The 16,136-nt window shown below is 43.3% G+C and carries 14 protein-coding genes; 7 read left to right on the forward strand and 7 right to left on the reverse strand.

Annotated features, from left to right (window positions below):
• Nucleotides 1–56: 56 nt before the first annotated feature.
• From ganS to C6344_RS13835, 6 genes are all read left to right on the forward strand, one after another.
• On the forward strand, nucleotides 57–1,322 hold the full coding sequence (gene ganS / locus C6344_RS13810; RefSeq protein ID WP_106073014.1) for a galactooligosaccharide ABC transporter substrate-binding protein GanS: 1,266 nt from the start codon (nucleotides 57–59) through the stop codon (nucleotides 1,320–1,322).
• A gap of 138 nt (nucleotides 1,323–1,460) precedes the next feature.
• On the forward strand, nucleotides 1,461–2,699 hold the full coding sequence (locus tag C6344_RS13815; protein WP_066031516.1) for a carbohydrate ABC transporter permease: 1,239 nt from the start codon (nucleotides 1,461–1,463) through the stop codon (nucleotides 2,697–2,699).
• A 1-nt stretch (nucleotide 2,700) separates the two neighbouring features.
• Nucleotides 2,701–3,543: a sugar ABC transporter permease gene (locus C6344_RS13820; RefSeq protein ID WP_012011808.1), complete on the forward strand. Its 843-nt coding sequence runs from the start codon at nucleotides 2,701–2,703 to the stop codon at nucleotides 3,541–3,543.
• Nucleotides 3,544–3,554: 11 nt separating this feature from the next.
• Nucleotides 3,555–4,763, forward strand: coding sequence for a glycoside hydrolase family 53 protein (locus C6344_RS13825; RefSeq protein ID WP_106073015.1), 1,209 nt, complete (start codon nucleotides 3,555–3,557; stop codon nucleotides 4,761–4,763).
• Between the two features lie 23 nt (nucleotides 4,764–4,786).
• On the forward strand, nucleotides 4,787–6,853 hold the full coding sequence (locus C6344_RS13830) for a beta-galactosidase (protein WP_106073016.1): 2,067 nt from the start codon (nucleotides 4,787–4,789) through the stop codon (nucleotides 6,851–6,853).
• 297 nt (nucleotides 6,854–7,150) lie between these two features.
• Complete coding sequence (locus C6344_RS13835; RefSeq protein WP_106042893.1) at nucleotides 7,151–8,479, forward strand: CitMHS family transporter; 1,329 nt, start codon at nucleotides 7,151–7,153, stop codon at nucleotides 8,477–8,479.
• Between the two features lie 46 nt (nucleotides 8,480–8,525).
• Here the strand turns inward: C6344_RS13835 and C6344_RS13840 are convergent, their stop codons facing one another.
• From C6344_RS13840 to C6344_RS13870, 7 genes are all read right to left on the reverse strand, one after another.
• Nucleotides 8,526–8,954 (reverse strand): DUF4064 domain-containing protein, encoded by a 429-nt coding sequence (locus C6344_RS13840; RefSeq protein WP_106071279.1) that lies wholly within the window; start codon nucleotides 8,952–8,954, stop codon nucleotides 8,526–8,528.
• A 24-nt stretch (nucleotides 8,955–8,978) separates the two neighbouring features.
• The gene (locus C6344_RS13845; protein WP_106042889.1) at nucleotides 8,979–9,932 is read right to left on the reverse strand and encodes an ABC transporter permease; all 954 of its coding nucleotides are present in this window, start codon (nucleotides 9,930–9,932) and stop codon (nucleotides 8,979–8,981) included.
• A complete protein-coding gene (locus C6344_RS13850) occupies nucleotides 9,929–10,858 on the reverse strand; it encodes an ABC transporter ATP-binding protein (RefSeq protein WP_106042887.1) in 930 nt (309 codons plus the stop codon). Before C6344_RS13850 ends, C6344_RS13845 begins: the two co-directional genes overlap by 4 nt.
• 327 nt (nucleotides 10,859–11,185) lie before the next feature.
• The gene (locus C6344_RS13855; protein WP_106073017.1) at nucleotides 11,186–11,524 is read right to left on the reverse strand and encodes a zinc ribbon domain-containing protein YjdM; all 339 of its coding nucleotides are present in this window, start codon (nucleotides 11,522–11,524) and stop codon (nucleotides 11,186–11,188) included.
• 93 nt (nucleotides 11,525–11,617) lie between these two features.
• Nucleotides 11,618–12,757 (reverse strand): glycerate kinase, encoded by a 1,140-nt coding sequence (locus C6344_RS13860; protein ID WP_034660534.1) that lies wholly within the window; start codon nucleotides 12,755–12,757, stop codon nucleotides 11,618–11,620.
• Between the two features lie 31 nt (nucleotides 12,758–12,788).
• Entirely contained in the window at nucleotides 12,789–14,060 is a 1,272-nt protein-coding gene (locus C6344_RS13865; RefSeq protein ID WP_106036363.1) for a GntP family permease, read from the reverse strand.
• A gap of 118 nt (nucleotides 14,061–14,178) precedes the next feature.
• Nucleotides 14,179–15,291: a CdaR family transcriptional regulator gene (locus C6344_RS13870; RefSeq protein ID WP_106036362.1), complete on the reverse strand. Its 1,113-nt coding sequence runs from the start codon at nucleotides 15,289–15,291 to the stop codon at nucleotides 14,179–14,181.
• Nucleotides 15,292–15,452: 161 nt separating this feature from the next.
• Between C6344_RS13870 and C6344_RS13875 the strand changes: the two genes are divergently transcribed.
• Nucleotides 15,453–16,100, forward strand: coding sequence for a TetR/AcrR family transcriptional regulator (locus C6344_RS13875; RefSeq protein ID WP_106073050.1), 648 nt, complete (start codon nucleotides 15,453–15,455; stop codon nucleotides 16,098–16,100).
• Nucleotides 16,101–16,136 lie beyond the last annotated feature (36 nt).

Genomic DNA, 16,136 nt, shown 5'->3' on the forward strand with positions numbered 1-16,136 from the left:
ACATTAAGAAAGCGTTTTCTTATCATCTGTGAAAAAAGAACGAGAGGGGATTACCAATGAAAAAGGGAAAATGGGCGACATTATCAGCAGTCGTTGGTACTGCTGTGCTTCTGCTTTCAGCTTGCGGACCGGGAGATGACAATTCAAGCGGTACACAGCCGGCATCTACAGGTACAAAGACCTTGCTAGTGTGGGAGGATGTCAAAAAGTCTGATGGGATTCAAGACGCTGTAAAAGAATTCGAAAAACAACATGATGTGAAAATCAAAGTGGTCGAAAAAGCTTATGCCGACCAAATTGAAGCTCTACGTCTAGATGGCGCAGCTGGGACAGGTCCAGACGTCATCACGATGCCTCACGATCAAATTGGATCAGCTGTCACTGAGGGGCTATTACAGGAAATCAAACCAGATCAAAAAGTGATTAACTCCTTCACAGACGAATCGATTCAATCACAAACGGTAGACGGCAAGCTGTATGGTCTTCCTAAATCCGTTGAAACGACGGTGCTTTTCTATAATAAAGACCTTGTCAAAAAGGCACCAACGACACTTGATGGCTGGTATGATCTATCGAAAAAGCTGACAAAAGACGGAAAGTACGGCTTTGTTGCGAAATGGGATGAAATTTACTATGCGCAAAGTGTTTTAGGCGGATCTGGGGGCTATATTTTCAAGCAGAAAAGCGATGGCTCTTATGATGTTAATGACATTGGTCTGAACAACGATGGCGCCATCCAAGGCGGAGAATACATTCAAAAATTCTTTAGCGAAGGACTTTTCCCGAAAGGCATCATTGGGGAACAAGGAATCAATGTCCTCAACTCCTTATTCACAGAGAAAAAAGCAGCAGCTGTCATTTCTGGTCCATGGTCATTTGGTCCATTTAAAAAGGCGGGTATTAACTATGGCGTGGCTGAACTGCCAACACTCCCTAACGGAAAACAAATGAGCTCCTTCTTAGGTGTAAAGAGCTACAACGTCTCCTCTTATTCTAAAAATAAAGAACTTGCTGAGAAATTTGTTGAATTTATCACGAACGAAAAAAATGCGAAGAAACGCTTTGAATTGACAGAGGAAATTCCACCAGTGAAAAAACTGATGAAAGATCCAATCATTACGGAAAACGCTAATGCGGATGCTGTTTCAAAACAAACGAAATATGCCACGCTGACACCGAACAATCCTGAAATGGCAGAAGTGTGGAAGCCGATTGATAGTGCATTAGGTCTCATTGCAACTGGTCGTACAGATGTGAAAAAGGCATTTGATGATGCGGTCAATCAAATAGACTCTCAAATTAAAGCAAATCACTCCAAATAACCATCAAATGCGGGTAGTCTATCAAACTGCCCGTAGTTGATCTAATTTCATATGAAGTAGGTGTTAGACGTGACGGGTAACCTTGAACTAGACCGCACACACACAGTGGAATCAAAGACACACCGGAGACGGGCGCTAATGTTCTCCTTTATACCCGGGATGGGGCAGATATACAACAAACAGTACGGCAAAGGGGCACTCTTTTTCCTGTTCGGCGTCTCTTTTTTGATTGTATTTTATGATTTATTCAATATTGGCTTCTGGGGGCTGTTCACACTTGGGACGATGCTGCCTCGTGACAACTCTGTTTTTCTTTTAGCAAAGGGGATTATTGCGCTGTTAACAGCTGGTTTTGGTATCGGCTTTTATGTACTCATGATGCGTGATGCTTTTATGAATGGAAAGAAACGGGATCAAGGGGTACCACTTCATTCCATCCGTGCTCAATATCATCAGCTCATCGATCAAGGCTTCCCTTACTTAATGAGCACTCCTGCTTTCTTTTTACTTCTATTTTCTGTTGTCTTTCCTATTATGTTCAGCTTTGCGCTTGCCTTTACGAACTATGATTTATACCACTCGCCTCCTGCCAATCTGATCGACTGGGTAGGAATCAAGAACTTTCAAAATATCTTTTCCATTGATATTTGGAGAGACACCTTCATTGATGTACTTGGCTGGACCGTCGTATGGACTTTGGCCGCGTCAACCCTTCAATGTGCCATCGGCATCTTTTTAGCGGTTCTGCTCAATCAGAAGGATTTAAAGGGAAAACGGTTTTTTAGAACCATTTTGATTCTTCCTTGGGCTGTTCCAGGCTTTGTGACCATTTTGGTGTTTGCTGGACTGTTCAATGATACCTTTGGTGCCATTAACAATACACTTTTTGCATCGATAGGGATTGATCCAAAACCATGGCTGACAGATCCATTTTGGAGCAAAATTGCCCTTATTGCGATGCAGACTTGGCTTGGATTCCCTTTTGTTTTCATTATGACAACAGGCGTTTTGCAGGCGATTCCCGAGGATTTATATGAGGCTGCGACCATTGATGGGGCCAATTTTTTTCAGAAATTCCGGTCCATCACGTTACCGCTTGTTCTCTATTCCATTGCACCCATCCTTATCACACAATATACGTTTAACTTTAACAACTTTAATATTATCTACTTATTTAATGGCGGGGGACCGCCTGTTGCGGGGTCAACCGCTGGAGGAACGGACATCTTAGTTTCTTGGATTTATAAACTCACGATGCAGTCCTCTCAATATGCACTCGCTGCGGCTGTCACGATTTTACTTTCAATCTTTGTCATCGCCATTGCACTCTGGCAGTTTAAGAGAACGAATTCATTCAAAGAGGAGGACATGATGTGATATGGGATCAAAACAAAACAAGCTCATTCGCCTGAGCATTACTTATTTTATCCTTTTCATTGCCTCCATTTGTATTCTATATCCACTGCTTTGGACAATCGGTGCTTCCTTTAATCCTGGAAACAGCCTCATGAGTACAAGTATGTTTCCGAAGAATCCAACGTTCAGCCACTTTACCGAGCTCTTTTTCGGTCAGGGAGCACTTTATGCAAAATGGTATTGGAATTCAATGAAGATCAGTATTGCGACTATGCTCTTAACGTTAATTCTTGTCAGTTTTACAGGCTATGCCTTTTCCAGATTCCGTTTCAAAGGACGGAAAAATGGGCTGATGCTCTTTTTGCTGTTGCAAATGATTCCGCAATTTTCAGCGCTGATTGCGATTTTTGTTTTGGCTCAAATGCTTGGACTGATTAACAGCCACCTTGCACTAATTTTGATTTATGCAGGCGGGCAAATTCCGATGAATACGTATTTAATGAAAGGCTATCTTGATGCGATTCCGAAGGATCTCGATGAATCAGCCAGAATGGACGGCGCAGGGCATTTCCGGATTTTCATCCAAATTATTATGCCGCTTGCTAAGCCGATTTTGGCGGTTGTTGCCATCAACTCTTTTACAGGACCACTGGGTGATTTCATCATCTCCAGTGTCATTGTCCGCTCACCCGAAATGTATACGCTCCCGATCGGTCTGTACAATCTTGTGTCAGACAAAATGGGGGCCAGCTACACGACCTTTGCAGCCGGGGCTTTACTCATTGCGATTCCAGTCGCTTTATTGTTTCTTGTTTTACAAAAACAATTTGTATCCGGCCTCACACAAGGCGGGACAAAAGGATAAGGGGAGATTTGATGAAAAAATGGATGCTCGTCACGGTTGTCGTTTTCTTTTTTATGGGGTTAGGTATTTTGCCTGAAGCAAAAGCCGATACGATTTTTGTTCAGCCGATCAATGGACTGCAGGGTGATTTCGTCAAAGGAGCCGATATCTCTATGCTTGCAGAAGTAGAGAGAAGCGGGGGCAGATACTTCGACCAGAACGGAAAACAGGTGGACCCGCTCAAGCTATTAAAGGAAAAAGGCGTCAACTATGTGCGCATTAGACTGTGGAACCATCCATACGACAACCAAGGCCGTGCCTATAACGGTGGGACAAATGATTTAAACACAGCCATCGCTCTATCGAAACGTGCAAAAGCACAAAATATGAAAGTCCTGCTTGATTTTCACTACAGTGATTTCTGGACTGATCCTGGTAAACAATTCAAACCGAAAGTGTGGGCATCTCTTTCACAAAGCGATTTAGAAAAAGCGGTCGGCACTTACACAGGGGATGTACTCAAAGCGATGAGAGCACAAAATGCCCTTCCGAACATGGTTCAGGTTGGGAATGAACTGAACTCAGGCATGCTGTGGCCAAATGGAAAGAGCTGGGGTGAAGGCGGCGGGGAATTTGATCGGCTCGCCGCTTTGCTAAAGGCTGGCACAAATGCTGTCCGCTCTGTCGATTCTAACATCAAAATCATGCTTCACCTTGCACACGGAGGGGACAATGGTGCGTCCCGCTGGTGGTTTGATGAAATCACAAAACGAGGCGTCTCATTCGATACGATCGGTCTATCTTATTACCCGTATTGGGACGGTGGATTTAATGGTCTGACGTCTAATATGAATGATATTAGTGCCCGCTATCACAAAGACGTGATTGTTGTGGAAACCGCCTATGGGTTTACGACAGCAAATGGCGACAACCTAGAGAATTCATTTAATCAAGACTCTGTCAAAACAGCCGGCTACCCGGCTTCACCTCAAGGCCAGGCATCTTTTATACGAGATCTATCAGAGAACATTTCACAAGTGAAAAACAATCGCGGAAAAGGGTTCTTTTATTGGGAGCCGCTTTGGATTCCAGCGAAAGGCGCTCCGTGGTCTAGTCAATACGGGCTGGCTTATATCCAAACAACCGGTACAGTCGGAAATGCTTGGGAAAATCAAGCGATGTTTGATTTCAACGGAAAAGCACTGCCTTCTCTTGATGTATTTAAACAAATGACACCGTAATTAAAAGGATAGGACGTGACAAAATGGGAAAGCGTTACCCACTCGTTCACCCAAATGTGAAAGGCTTTTTGCATGGTGGCGATTATAATCCAGAGCAATGGCTCCATATGCCGGAGATCATTGACGAAGATTTTCGATTAATGAAGCTTGCACACTGTCAAACATTCTCCATCAACATTTTCGCATGGAGTAAGCTAGAGCCAAAAGAAGGGCAGTATGATTTTGCATGGCTGGATGACATCATGGACCGCTTGGCAGCTCAGGGGGCTCACGCCATTCTCGCAACGCCAAGCGGGGCAAGACCTGCTTGGCTGTCACAAGCATATCCAGAGGTATTGCGCGTCGAAGCGAACCGTCAGCGTAATTTACATGGACTGCGCCATAATCATTGCTTCACCTCACCGGTTTATCGAGAAAAAACGAATACACTCAACCGGCTGCTGGCTGAACGCTACAAGGATCATCCGGCACTGATTATGTGGCACATTTCGAATGAGTACGGCGGCGAATGTCATTGTGATCTTTGCCAGGAAGCATTTCGGGACTATTTGAAAGACAAATACAATCATGACCTTGAAGTTTTGAATCAAGCATGGTGGACGGGTTTTTGGAGCCACACGTATAGTGACTGGTCACAAATCGAATCACCTGCACCGCACGGGGAGCACATGATTCACGGGATGAACCTAGACTGGAAGCGCTTTGTCACAGCGCAAACGATCAATTTTTATCAAAATGAAATTGAACCGCTGCGGGAATTGACGCCTCATATCCCAGTGACCACCAACTTTATGGGCGACTACCCGCATATGCGCCCATTCCTTGGGCTGGATTATCATCAATTTGCAAAAGAGGTCGACGTGATTTCATGGGATAGCTATCCAGCATGGCATAGCGGCAGGGAAACAACCTCCGAATTAGCGTCAAACGTCGCCTTCGTTCACGATTTATATCGTTCATTAAAGGACGGTCAGCCATTTCTCGTTATGGAGAGTACACCGAGCCTTGTGAACTGGCATGAAGTGAATAAGGTCAAACACAAAGGAATGGCACACCTTTCTGCCATACAGGCGATTGCCCACGGATCAGACTCCGTGCTTTACTTTCAGTGGCGCCAAGGCCGAGGTGCCTCCGAGAAATTCCATGGCGCCGTAGTCGATCATTCCGGGCATGAACATACGCGCGTGTTTCAAGAAGTCGCTGATCTAGGGAAACAATTGGAGCAGCTGCAGCCCATTGCGGGCACGTCCGTACAACCAGAAGTCGCCATCATATACGATTGGGAAAACCACTGGGCCATTGATGATGCACAAGGCTTAAATAATACAAACAAACGCTATGTAGAGGCTTGTCAAACTCACTATCGAAGCTTTTGGAAAAAAGGCATCCCTGTTGACATTGTCGGCATGGAAAAGGATTTCTCATCCTATCGTGTGCTGGTTGCTCCAATGCTCTACATGATCAAACCAGGCGTCGCAGAAAAAATCGAAGCCTTTGTCAAAAAGGGCGGTATTTTTATCGCGACATATTGGAGCGGCATGGTCGACGAAAACGATCTCTGCTTCCTCGGCGGTTTCCCGGGCCCTCTCCGCCATGTACTTGGCATATGGGCTGAGGAAATCAACACATTGATGCCAGATGAACATGTGTTAATGACCACAGGGAATGGACGCACCTACCATGTCGGGCAATATTGCGAATCCATTCATCCTGAAACGGCCTCTGTGTTAGGGCATTTTGAGAATGGCTGCTATGAAGGACAGCCAGCCCTGACCGTCCATCCTTTTGGAGATGGAAAAGCATACTATATGGCTTCCGAAAATGAGCAGATTTTTTATGATGAGTTCTACGAGGATCTCATCGCAGGAATGGGTATACAGCCCGTCCTATCATCTGTGATTCCAGAGGGAGTTAGTGTACAAAAACGAACAGATGGCACGCAAGACTATGTATTTATGATGAATTTTACAGAAGAGCAGCAGAACATATCACTAGATTCAGCGGAAAGCTATGAAAATATGCTGTCTGAAGAGCAGGTGCCAGACCAGCTTCAGCTTGACCCTTACGAGTACGTCATCTTGAAAAAATAATTTGAAAGAAGCGTTCATTCATTGGACGCTTCTTTTATTTTAATGATTCTAAATACCTATATAAATATATTCGCTTGTAGAAATGCCCTTGAATCGTTATATTTTATCTAAATTTTTTGACATGTTTGATACCGCGCCGCGAATGGATTCACCATCCTTTTTTACCATTGTATAGGTATGAAAGCGGTTGCCTAATGCTCATATTTTTGATACCCTTTTTTTCAATGCAAATATGGGACTGCATTGTCATAAAAAGAGCAAGAAAATGTAAACGGTTTATTGTAGGGGGAGGGACTTATGTTAACGTTTGTTGGATTATTGATTATTTTAACGATTGTTGTATTGCTGATTTGGGGGAAAGCAAGTCCAATTGTTGCCATGGTCATGGTGCCTTTAATCGGGGCATTCATCGCAGGATTTGGAATCAATGACATTCAATCTTTCTTTGAAGAAGGGATTATTAAAGTACTTCCAGTGGCGACCATGTTCATCTTCGCCATTTTATTTTTTGGTATTTTACAAGATACAGGGTTCTTTGAACCTGTAATAAAAGCGCTCATTAAACTGACAAAGGGAAATGTTGTCACGGTTGCGATGGGGACAGCTCTAATAGGAGTCATCGCTCATTTAGACGGAGCAGGGGCGACTACATTTTTATTAACTGTACCTGCACTGCTTCCACTTTATAAAAAATTACATATGAGTCCGTACTTATTGCTGTTATTGATCGGGACAAGTGCCGGCTTAACGAATATGGTGCCGTGGGCTGGCCCCACAGGACGGGCAGCGAGTGTCCTTAATATGGACCCATCTGAACTTTGGGTGCCGCTCATTCCCATTCAGCTCATTGGAGTCGTTCTCGTATTAGGAATGGCATTTATTTTAGGGAAAAGGGAAGAAAAACGCATTCGGGTAAAAATCGCTGCAAACGAAATCGCTGCTGTTCAATTAGAAGGCGCAGATTGGGACCGGGCTATTCAATCCATTAGCGAGACAGGTGACGCCGCTTTAAAACGTTATCACTTGATGTGGGTGAATTTCATTCTGTTTATAGCCGTAGTTGTCCTTCTTGTGCTCAACGTGATTCCGGCTAGTTATATGTTTATGATTGGTCTTTCTCTCGCACTATTAATTAACTATCCGAAAGTGGATGTACAAATGGAGAGAATCAAGGCGCATGCACCTAGTGCACTCATGATGGCTGCCGTTATTTTCTCCGCAGGTTCGTTTTTAGGAATTCTCGAAGGAACGGGCATGCTAAAAGCCATTGCTGTGGACAGCATTCAGATTCTACCTGCTTTCCTGCTTCCATTTTTACATATCATTGTAGGGATGTTTGGCGTACCGCTGGATATGCTGACAAGCACAGACGCCTATTATTATGCTCTACTTCCAATTGTCGAATCGATTACATCTGAGGTTGGCGTGTCGGGCACTTCCGCTGCGTATGCCATGATGATTGGTAACATCATCGGAACCTTTGTCAGTCCACTCGCTCCAGCCGTTTGGCTTGCGATAGGCCTTGCAGGGGTCGATATGGGGAAACATATCCGCTACTCCTTCTTTTGGATGTGGGGATTCAGTATTATCCTTCTGTTCGTGGCGTTGCTGATCGGTATCATTTAAAAAAAGAAAGACATGCGTACAACGACGCATGTCTTTTTCTTTGTATTTATGAAGGATATTCACTCGTGTGAATGTCTGTTTTCGGCTTTCTAATAAGAGACATCAATCCAATGATAAACAATAGAACCATTGGAGCAAATGCAAGACCGACTGTTCCAATTAAAAGAGTCACAGCAGACACCAAGAAAAGAATACCTGAAAGCACGGCACGGCGATCTGTTTTCAAAAGAATCACACCGACAATCGATAGCACAGCCGCAATTGCGGAAACAACCATGAACTGAGTACCAAATGAATTAATCGAAGCCTGAAGCGTTTCAATCGGCAATGTTTCTCCTTCCTCTTGTAACACTTCATTGATTTCATCATAAAATGATGGACCTAAGGAGAGAATTAATGCTCCAAACCCAACACCAATGGCATTGAGGATAATACTAATAATCCCCATAATTTTTTCACCTTTACGTTTAATCATGTGTAAACCTCCTAAAAAGTTAAATTAACTGCCTGTTTTCACTTCTCGCTTTTGGAAGACGATTAAGGCAATGGCCAAGAAAATAGCCCAATAGATGACTAGGACTGTTAATGAAAATCCTAGAGACATACCTTCGATAAGAGTAACCTGTTCCATAAAGTATTGGGATGGATCGTTTGCAAATAACAAATATTTTGACCAATCAAAGAAGAGCATTAAAATACCTGTAATTGATCCACCCACAATATAAGCTAACACACTAATAGCGATGGAGATAGCTTCACTTCTAAATACTGTAGAAATGGCGAACGAAAGTGTTCCCAGTACGACAAACATTGCACAATGAGCAAGATAATAAAAGACCATATTTGCAAACTGCGAACGTTCAATCACTTCACCATTTTGATAGACCAAATTCACATAATCAGTGTTGAGGCCGAAGAAAATGGCACCCAATATAAATGACAAGAGAAACAGTACCACAACTAGTAAAAGAGCATACAGCTGCACCGTAATATATTTAGATATTAGGATCTTTAGCCTTGATGGTGGGCGAATCAATAATAATTTAATTGTACCATGCTTGTATTCAGCCGAGACAATGGTGGAAGCAATAATGATCACAAACACACCTACAAGCTGAAGTAAATTGGCGTTTGTTTTTACATAATCCCATACACTGTCACTAAACTGATTAGCTGGCGGTAAGTTATGCTTGATTCGATAATCATTAATAGCTATCTCTTTTTCAAGGCTTCTTTTAAAGAAACCATTTTCTGTTTCTTTGAGTTCCTTCTTGTTCTCAGTATTCATCATTTCTAGTTGGTCTTTCCAAGCTCCGGATGATTGATCTTCGTCATTTGTTTTAAGTGCAAAGATCAGTGTGGCAATCATACCTAAAACAAGAAGTCCAACCATAATCCAAGTTCCAACACGATAACTGATCTTCATCCACTCGTTTTGAATGAGGCGAATCATACGTCTGCCTCCTTTTTACCTGTTAAGCTTAAGAACTTATCTTCTAAGGTTTGTTTTTCTATTTTGATTTCGTACAAATGAATGGACGCGTCACTCAAATGACGAATCAATTCCGGCATTTTCTCTTCTGTCAAGGAGAGGAATAAATACTGCTCCTCTTCTCTAACAGTCGTGCCTTCCTCAAATACACCGATGAGCTTCTGCGCTTCTTCCAGCTCACCAGATGCGACCTTCATTCGATAATTGACCAGTTCGTCTTGATTCGTCTCTGTACGCTGATCCTCAATCGCAATCAGCTTTCCTTTTTGGATAATCGCAAAACGATCACACATCAATTCCATTTCTGACATGAGGTGACTTGAAACAATAACAGCCAGCCCTTCTTCCTTTGCCAGCCTTCTCAAGTAATCTCGTATCATGCGAATTCCCTCTGGATCAAGTCCATTGGTCGGCTCATCTAATATCAGCAGTTTCGGTCTATGTATAAGAGCCTGCGCAATGCCTAAACGCTGCTTCATTCCTAATGAAAACGTACGGACACGCTTATGTTTCACGTGCTGTAAGCTGACCAGCTCTAGCAGCTCATCAATTCGCCCTTCATCCACTTTCCCATTCATTCTGGCAAAGTGAACAAGATTTTGTCTGGCTGTTAAGTGATTATACATTTCTGGGTTTTCAATAATGGCACCAACATCTTGGATGGCATGCTGATATGAGGATTGAATACTATGACCATTAATCAGAATGTCGCCAGATGTAATAGGAGAAAGACCGACCATCATACGAATGGTTGTTGTTTTCCCTGCGCCGTTTGGTCCTAAGAAGCCAAAGACTTCGCCTGCTTGGACAGAAAAGCTCAAGTCTTGAACGATCTTTTTCCCGTGAATATGCCTAGATACATTATGCAGTTCTAAAACGTTCGTCACGTTACCTCTCCTTCTTTGTCTAAGTATTATCTATCATCTATTTCCTGATAAACACCATGATCCGTTAAAAATAGAAGAACACTTCCATATGGTACAGCAATGCCCAAAAGTTGTGAAGGGGATTAGCCAAAATTTAGCGAATCATCTGCCTTTTTTAAGGTAGGGTTAAGAAAACAGCAATTTTTTATGTGAAAAGAGGCTTGATTTTTTTAAAAAATGAACCTTTTTCAACAGGTATATATGTATGGAATTCTGTTTAAGATTATTCCTTTCACCTATAAATAAAGAAATAAAAAGAGGCCTCTTACTGACAGCCTCCTTTCGTTATTATACCTTTTTCACAAACTCTGATTTTAACTTCATTGCGCCAAAGCTAGGAATTTTACAATCAATGTTATGATCGCCTTCAACTAAACGAATGCCTTTGACCTTCGTCCCTATTTTTAAAACGGAAGAAGAACCTTTTACTTTTAAATCTTTAATGACAGAGACCGTGTCCCCGTCACTTAACAGATTTCCATTTGCATCTTTGACAACAAGCTGCTTCTCTGCCGCTTCTTCTTGTTCTAGCGACCATTCATGCGCACATTCAGGACAAACCAGCAGACTGCCATCCTCATAAGTATACGTTGAACTGCATGTAGGACAATTCGGTAGATTAGACATTTGTGTTTCCTCCAACTTTCTATTTTATTTCATACAATTTTACCACATTTCTATAGAAAGGATTGTGATAGAAAAGGAAACATTTTTCAACGTTTACTTATTTCTTCCAATTGATATAGCAGCCGCAATATTCCGAGCGGTTCTCTCTACATGAAGAGCCCCATCTCTCATCGCCTCAGAAAGAGAAGTTACACCTGGAACGATACTAAAAAGTGCATCAATTCCATGCTCATGTACAACTGCACTGTCTTTTGAGAGGGAGCCCGCAATACCAATCACAGGCAGGTTATACTGCTTTGCTGCTTTGGCTACACCAATTGGCGTTTTTCCATAAATGGTCTGCTGGTCAATCCGGCCTTCCCCAGTAATGACTAGGTCTGCCTCCTTGATGACATCATCAAAATGAACTGCCTTAAGCACAATATCAATTCCTCTTTGCAAATCGGCGTGTAAAAAGCCTAATAAACTCGCACCAAGTCCTCCTGCCGCTCCTGCCCCTGCTACACCTTCAAAAAATACATTGAACTGTTTTTCTGCTACTTGTGCAAAATGAGCTAAGTTTTTATCTAACACTTGAACCGTTTCTTTATCAGCACCCTTTTGAGGACCAAATACAGCAGATGCTCCTCTTTCACCCGTTAAAGGATTGTCCACATCACAAGCTGCCTCCAGCCGAACGGATTGCAGTCTTGGGTCAAGTCCAGATAGATCAATAGAAGCTAATTGATGAAGGGCTCCACCGCCTGGCGACAGATCCTGTCCTGCATTATCAAGAAAAGCCGCACCTAATCCTTGCATCATCCCAACGCCGCCATCATTTGTTGCACTTCCGCCAAGCCCAATGATGACATGCTTCGCTCCTTGATCCAGTGCCGCAAGCATTAATTCCCCTGTTCCTCTCGATGTCGTGAATAAGGGATTGCGTTTTTCTTGCGGAACAAGGTGTAACCCAGAGGCTGCGGCCATCTCTATGACGGCAGTCTGACCGTCCCCTAACATGCCAAAAAAGGCATCAACAGGCTCCCCAAGCGGGCCTGTGACCACTTGATTGACAATGTGCCCGCCCGTCGCATCAACTAGCGATTGAACAGTTCCCTCTCCTCCATCTGCCATTGGAAGTTTGATATATTCAGCGTTTGGCAAAATCGCATGAAATCCTCGTTCAATGGCACATGCTGTCTCATATGCAGATAAACTTTCTTTAAATGAATCTGGTGCAATCACAATTTTCATCCTAAAGCCCCTCGTTTCCTATCAAATGTCATCAGCCAAACAACTGGAAAACGCCGAATATAATGGTCGATACGACGGTTAATGTCAAACCAATTAACGATTCAAATGGCATGAGTTTCAACCGCTCTTTGATGTTCATTTGAACACTTCCTGCTGTGGCATGGAAAAAGCTCCCGTGCGGCATATGATCTAGCACTGTTGCCCCAGCATGAATCATGGCTGCTCCTGAAAGAGCAGATACGCCAAGGCCAATTAATGTACCGCTAAATACGCCACTCGCTACCGCCGTTCCTGCTGTTGTCGAAGCGGTGGCGGCTGACATAAATATCCCTGAAGCTGGTGCAAGTAAATACGGAGGTAATCCCGATGCATCGAGTGCTTGAATAAACACATCTTTTAAGGAAGAATTCGATACAATTCCTGCTAGTGTGCCTGTCCCTAATAACATAATCGCTACACCCGACATTTTATGAAGCCCCGATATCGCATAATCATTGAGAAACTTCCCTTTTTTCATGAAAAGAGCGCCTACAATGCCTCCGATCGGTAAGGCGATCATTGGGTCTATATTGATTTGAAAAAGCGGTCTTAAAGCCAACAATAAAATGGTGACAAGCGGACCCGCAAGTGCTTGAAAAAAAGCTGGCACTTGAACTTTGCTTTGCGCAGTTTCCTCTTCAAGAACAGGTGTCCCTTTTTTTGCAAGCTTTTTGGCTAACACATATGTAACAGCCAATCCAAACACAGCCGGGATGACACCCGCAGCCATCATTGAAGTAAGCGGTACACCAAAAGCATCAGAAGCGGCAATGGCATTCGGATTCGGTGACATGATATTCCCTGCCTTCCCGCCTCCAATCATGGCAAGTAGAATCCCCGTTTTCGACAGCTTTGCCCGTTTGGCAATGGCAAGTGCAATGGGCGCTACCGTGATAACAGCTACATCTACAAAAACGCCCACTGTTGTTAAAATCATGGTTGCCAGTGCGAGTGCTAATAACGCCCTCGCCTCTCCAAGCTTTTTCACGATAGCCTCGGCGATAGTTAAAGCTGCACCCGACTCAATCAAAACGCCAGCTAGTACACCTGCCGCCATAATTCTGAGGACAGCCGGAATCATATCCTTAGCGCCTTCCATCATGACGTTGACGGTCTGAACAATATCTACACCGCCTGCCAAGCCGCCTATGAAGGCACCTGCCAGCATGCCATATGCAGGTGATACTTTTTTTAGAATAAGAACAATCGCTATCACAAGCGCCGTCACGGCTCCCAGTGTACTTACTGTCACATCTCCACTCATCCTCGATCTCCCCCAAAATGTCTTTCTCCAATTGTAAGCGTTTACTAGTGGGGATCGGGTTGTGAATCTAGATGAATTTTTTTAATTTATCCCTTCATTCCATTGTGCATATGCACAATCAAGATAGTTGACTCATCAACTGCGCCATATAAAGCTCCATCAACTGTTTCACATGACGGGGATTTTTTCCGGTCAATGCTTGAATTTTATCTAAACGATATCGCAAAGTATTCCGGTGAATAAATAAACGATCAACAATTCTTTGTAAATCTCCGCCCTCTTCAATGTAAATCCTTAATGTTTGGGCGAGCTCCGCTTCCTGTGTTAATGGATTGTAAAAGTCAGTCCATCTAATCTCCTCTTCAACAGCTCCTGCAGTGAGGAATAGCCTTTCCAACTGATAAGATTTAAAAAAATAAATACTCTCCTCGGAATCAAGAGTTTTCCCCAACCTCAAGGCATCTCTTGCGTGCTCAAAAGACAATGGCAGCCGGCTTATGTCGTCAGCGACAGTCCCTATCCCCACCAGCACCTGACCTCCTACTGCTTTTTCCATTGTTCTTTGCAGCTGCCCTGCCACATGCTTTAAACGATGATCAGGGATCGGCTGCCTTAAAAGAACCAATTCATGACGAAAGGTCATGCCAAGCAAATCATCCGCATTCTTATCGTATTGAATCGCATGCATCATTTTATGCACAGCGTCTTCCGAGGATGGAACTGGCTGAAAAACGATGACCATTCGGCGCTTATCTAAATCCATTCCCAGCCATGCAGCTCGGTTCTTTAGCTGATGATCACCAACGTCCGAATCAGAAATTAACTGATTGACAATTTCACTCTCTATTCTTTGCCGCCACTGAATTCGTTCAAGCAGAAAAGACTGCTCTAACACAAGCTCAGCTGCCATTTTCACCAGCTCGGCATGATGCCGAATGTCCTCTGGCTCACCAGTAATTCCAATCACACCAACTACTTGTTCACGAAAGCAAATAGGCAAATTGATTCCAGGTCTCACTCCTTCTAAGCGTAAGGACGCCTCATGGTCAATTTCCATACTGTTCCCGCTTGTCAGCACAAGTCGTGCACCATCATGTTTCTGACCAATCCTGTTTCGTTCACCAGAACCAATTATGACACCATCTGCATTCATCACATTAATGTTTTTATCTAAAATACGCATCGTACGTTCAACCATTTCTTGCGCCAATTCAGCAGTTAAAAATTGCATGAGGCATCTCTCCTGAGGCTGTTTTCATTCAATGTATCATAGTGTCATTGCACAATAAATGCAAAGTGTTCAAAAATGAGGCATTGACAAAGGGACATTGAAAAGTGTTTAATCAAATCAAAGGATCGACCGACAGTCTAGTCAAAAGAAAGGATGGCTTTATGAGAACCGTTAAACATCCTGAAGAACGTAAAAGTGACATCTTAAACGCAGCCGAAGAGCTTTTTTCTACCAAAGGCTATCAGCAAACAACGATTATCGACATTCTGAAAGCTGTTGGCATTGCAAAAGGCACTTTTTATTATTACTTTTCATCCAAAGAAGAAGTGATGGATGCCATTATTGACAGGATCATCAAAGCAGATATCATCGTGGCAAAGCGTATTGCGGCTGAGCCAGACCTTCCAGTCGTCGACAAACTATTTCGTATCATCATGGCACAATCGCCTCAGCAAGGAAGCAATAAACAGGGGATGATTGAACAATTCCATCAGCCTTCTAATGCAGAGATGCACCAAAAAAGCTTAATCAAAGCGATTAAAGAACTATCACCCGTATTGGCAGACGTCATTCAGCAAGGGGTGGAAGAAGGAACATTCAAAACAAAGTTCCCGCAAGAAACGGTTGAATTCCTTCTTGCTTCTGCGCAGGTCATATTTGATGAGGGCCTTTTTCAATGGACAGCCGAAGAAAGTATACAGCGCGCTCTAGCTTTTATCGATATCCTCGAATCCTCATTACATGCAGAAAAGGGGAGCTTCTCCTTTCTTCTAAAGCGATTAACTGGAGAGCTGGATGAAAAGAATTAGTGATTGGTCACTTCAATACCAATCCTGCATACATTA

Source organism: Bacillus sp. GBSW19, from assembly GCF_002998655.1.
Lineage (GTDB): Bacteria > Bacillota > Bacilli > Bacillales > Bacillaceae > Bacillus.

Coding starts and splice junctions, on each gene's coding strand:
- C6344_RS13845 (WP_106042889.1), bottom strand. CDS start 9,932: ATGATTCGCCTCATTCAAAACGAGTGGATGAAGATCAGTTATCGTGTT.
- C6344_RS13860 (WP_034660534.1), bottom strand. CDS start 12,757: ATGAAAATTGTGATTGCACCAGATTCATTTAAAGAAAGTTTATCTGCA.
- C6344_RS13815 (WP_066031516.1), top strand. CDS start 1,461: ATGTTCTCCTTTATACCCGGGATGGGGCAGATATACAACAAACAGTAC.
- C6344_RS13875 (WP_106073050.1), top strand. CDS start 15,453: ATGAGAACCGTTAAACATCCTGAAGAACGTAAAAGTGACATCTTAAAC.
- C6344_RS13870 (WP_106036362.1), bottom strand. CDS start 15,291: ATGCAATTTTTAACTGCTGAATTGGCGCAAGAAATGGTTGAACGTACG.
- C6344_RS13835 (WP_106042893.1), top strand. CDS start 7,151: ATGTTAACGTTTGTTGGATTATTGATTATTTTAACGATTGTTGTATTG.
- C6344_RS13865 (WP_106036363.1), bottom strand. CDS start 14,060: ATGAGTGGAGATGTGACAGTAAGTACACTGGGAGCCGTGACGGCGCTT.
- C6344_RS13840 (WP_106071279.1), bottom strand. CDS start 8,954: ATGATTAAACGTAAAGGTGAAAAAATTATGGGGATTATTAGTATTATC.
- ganS (WP_106073014.1), top strand. CDS start 57: ATGAAAAAGGGAAAATGGGCGACATTATCAGCAGTCGTTGGTACTGCT.
- C6344_RS13820 (WP_012011808.1), top strand. CDS start 2,701: ATGGGATCAAAACAAAACAAGCTCATTCGCCTGAGCATTACTTATTTT.
- C6344_RS13830 (WP_106073016.1), top strand. CDS start 4,787: ATGGGAAAGCGTTACCCACTCGTTCACCCAAATGTGAAAGGCTTTTTG.
- C6344_RS13825 (WP_106073015.1), top strand. CDS start 3,555: ATGAAAAAATGGATGCTCGTCACGGTTGTCGTTTTCTTTTTTATGGGG.
- C6344_RS13855 (WP_106073017.1), bottom strand. CDS start 11,524: ATGTCTAATCTACCGAATTGTCCTACATGCAGTTCAACGTATACTTAT.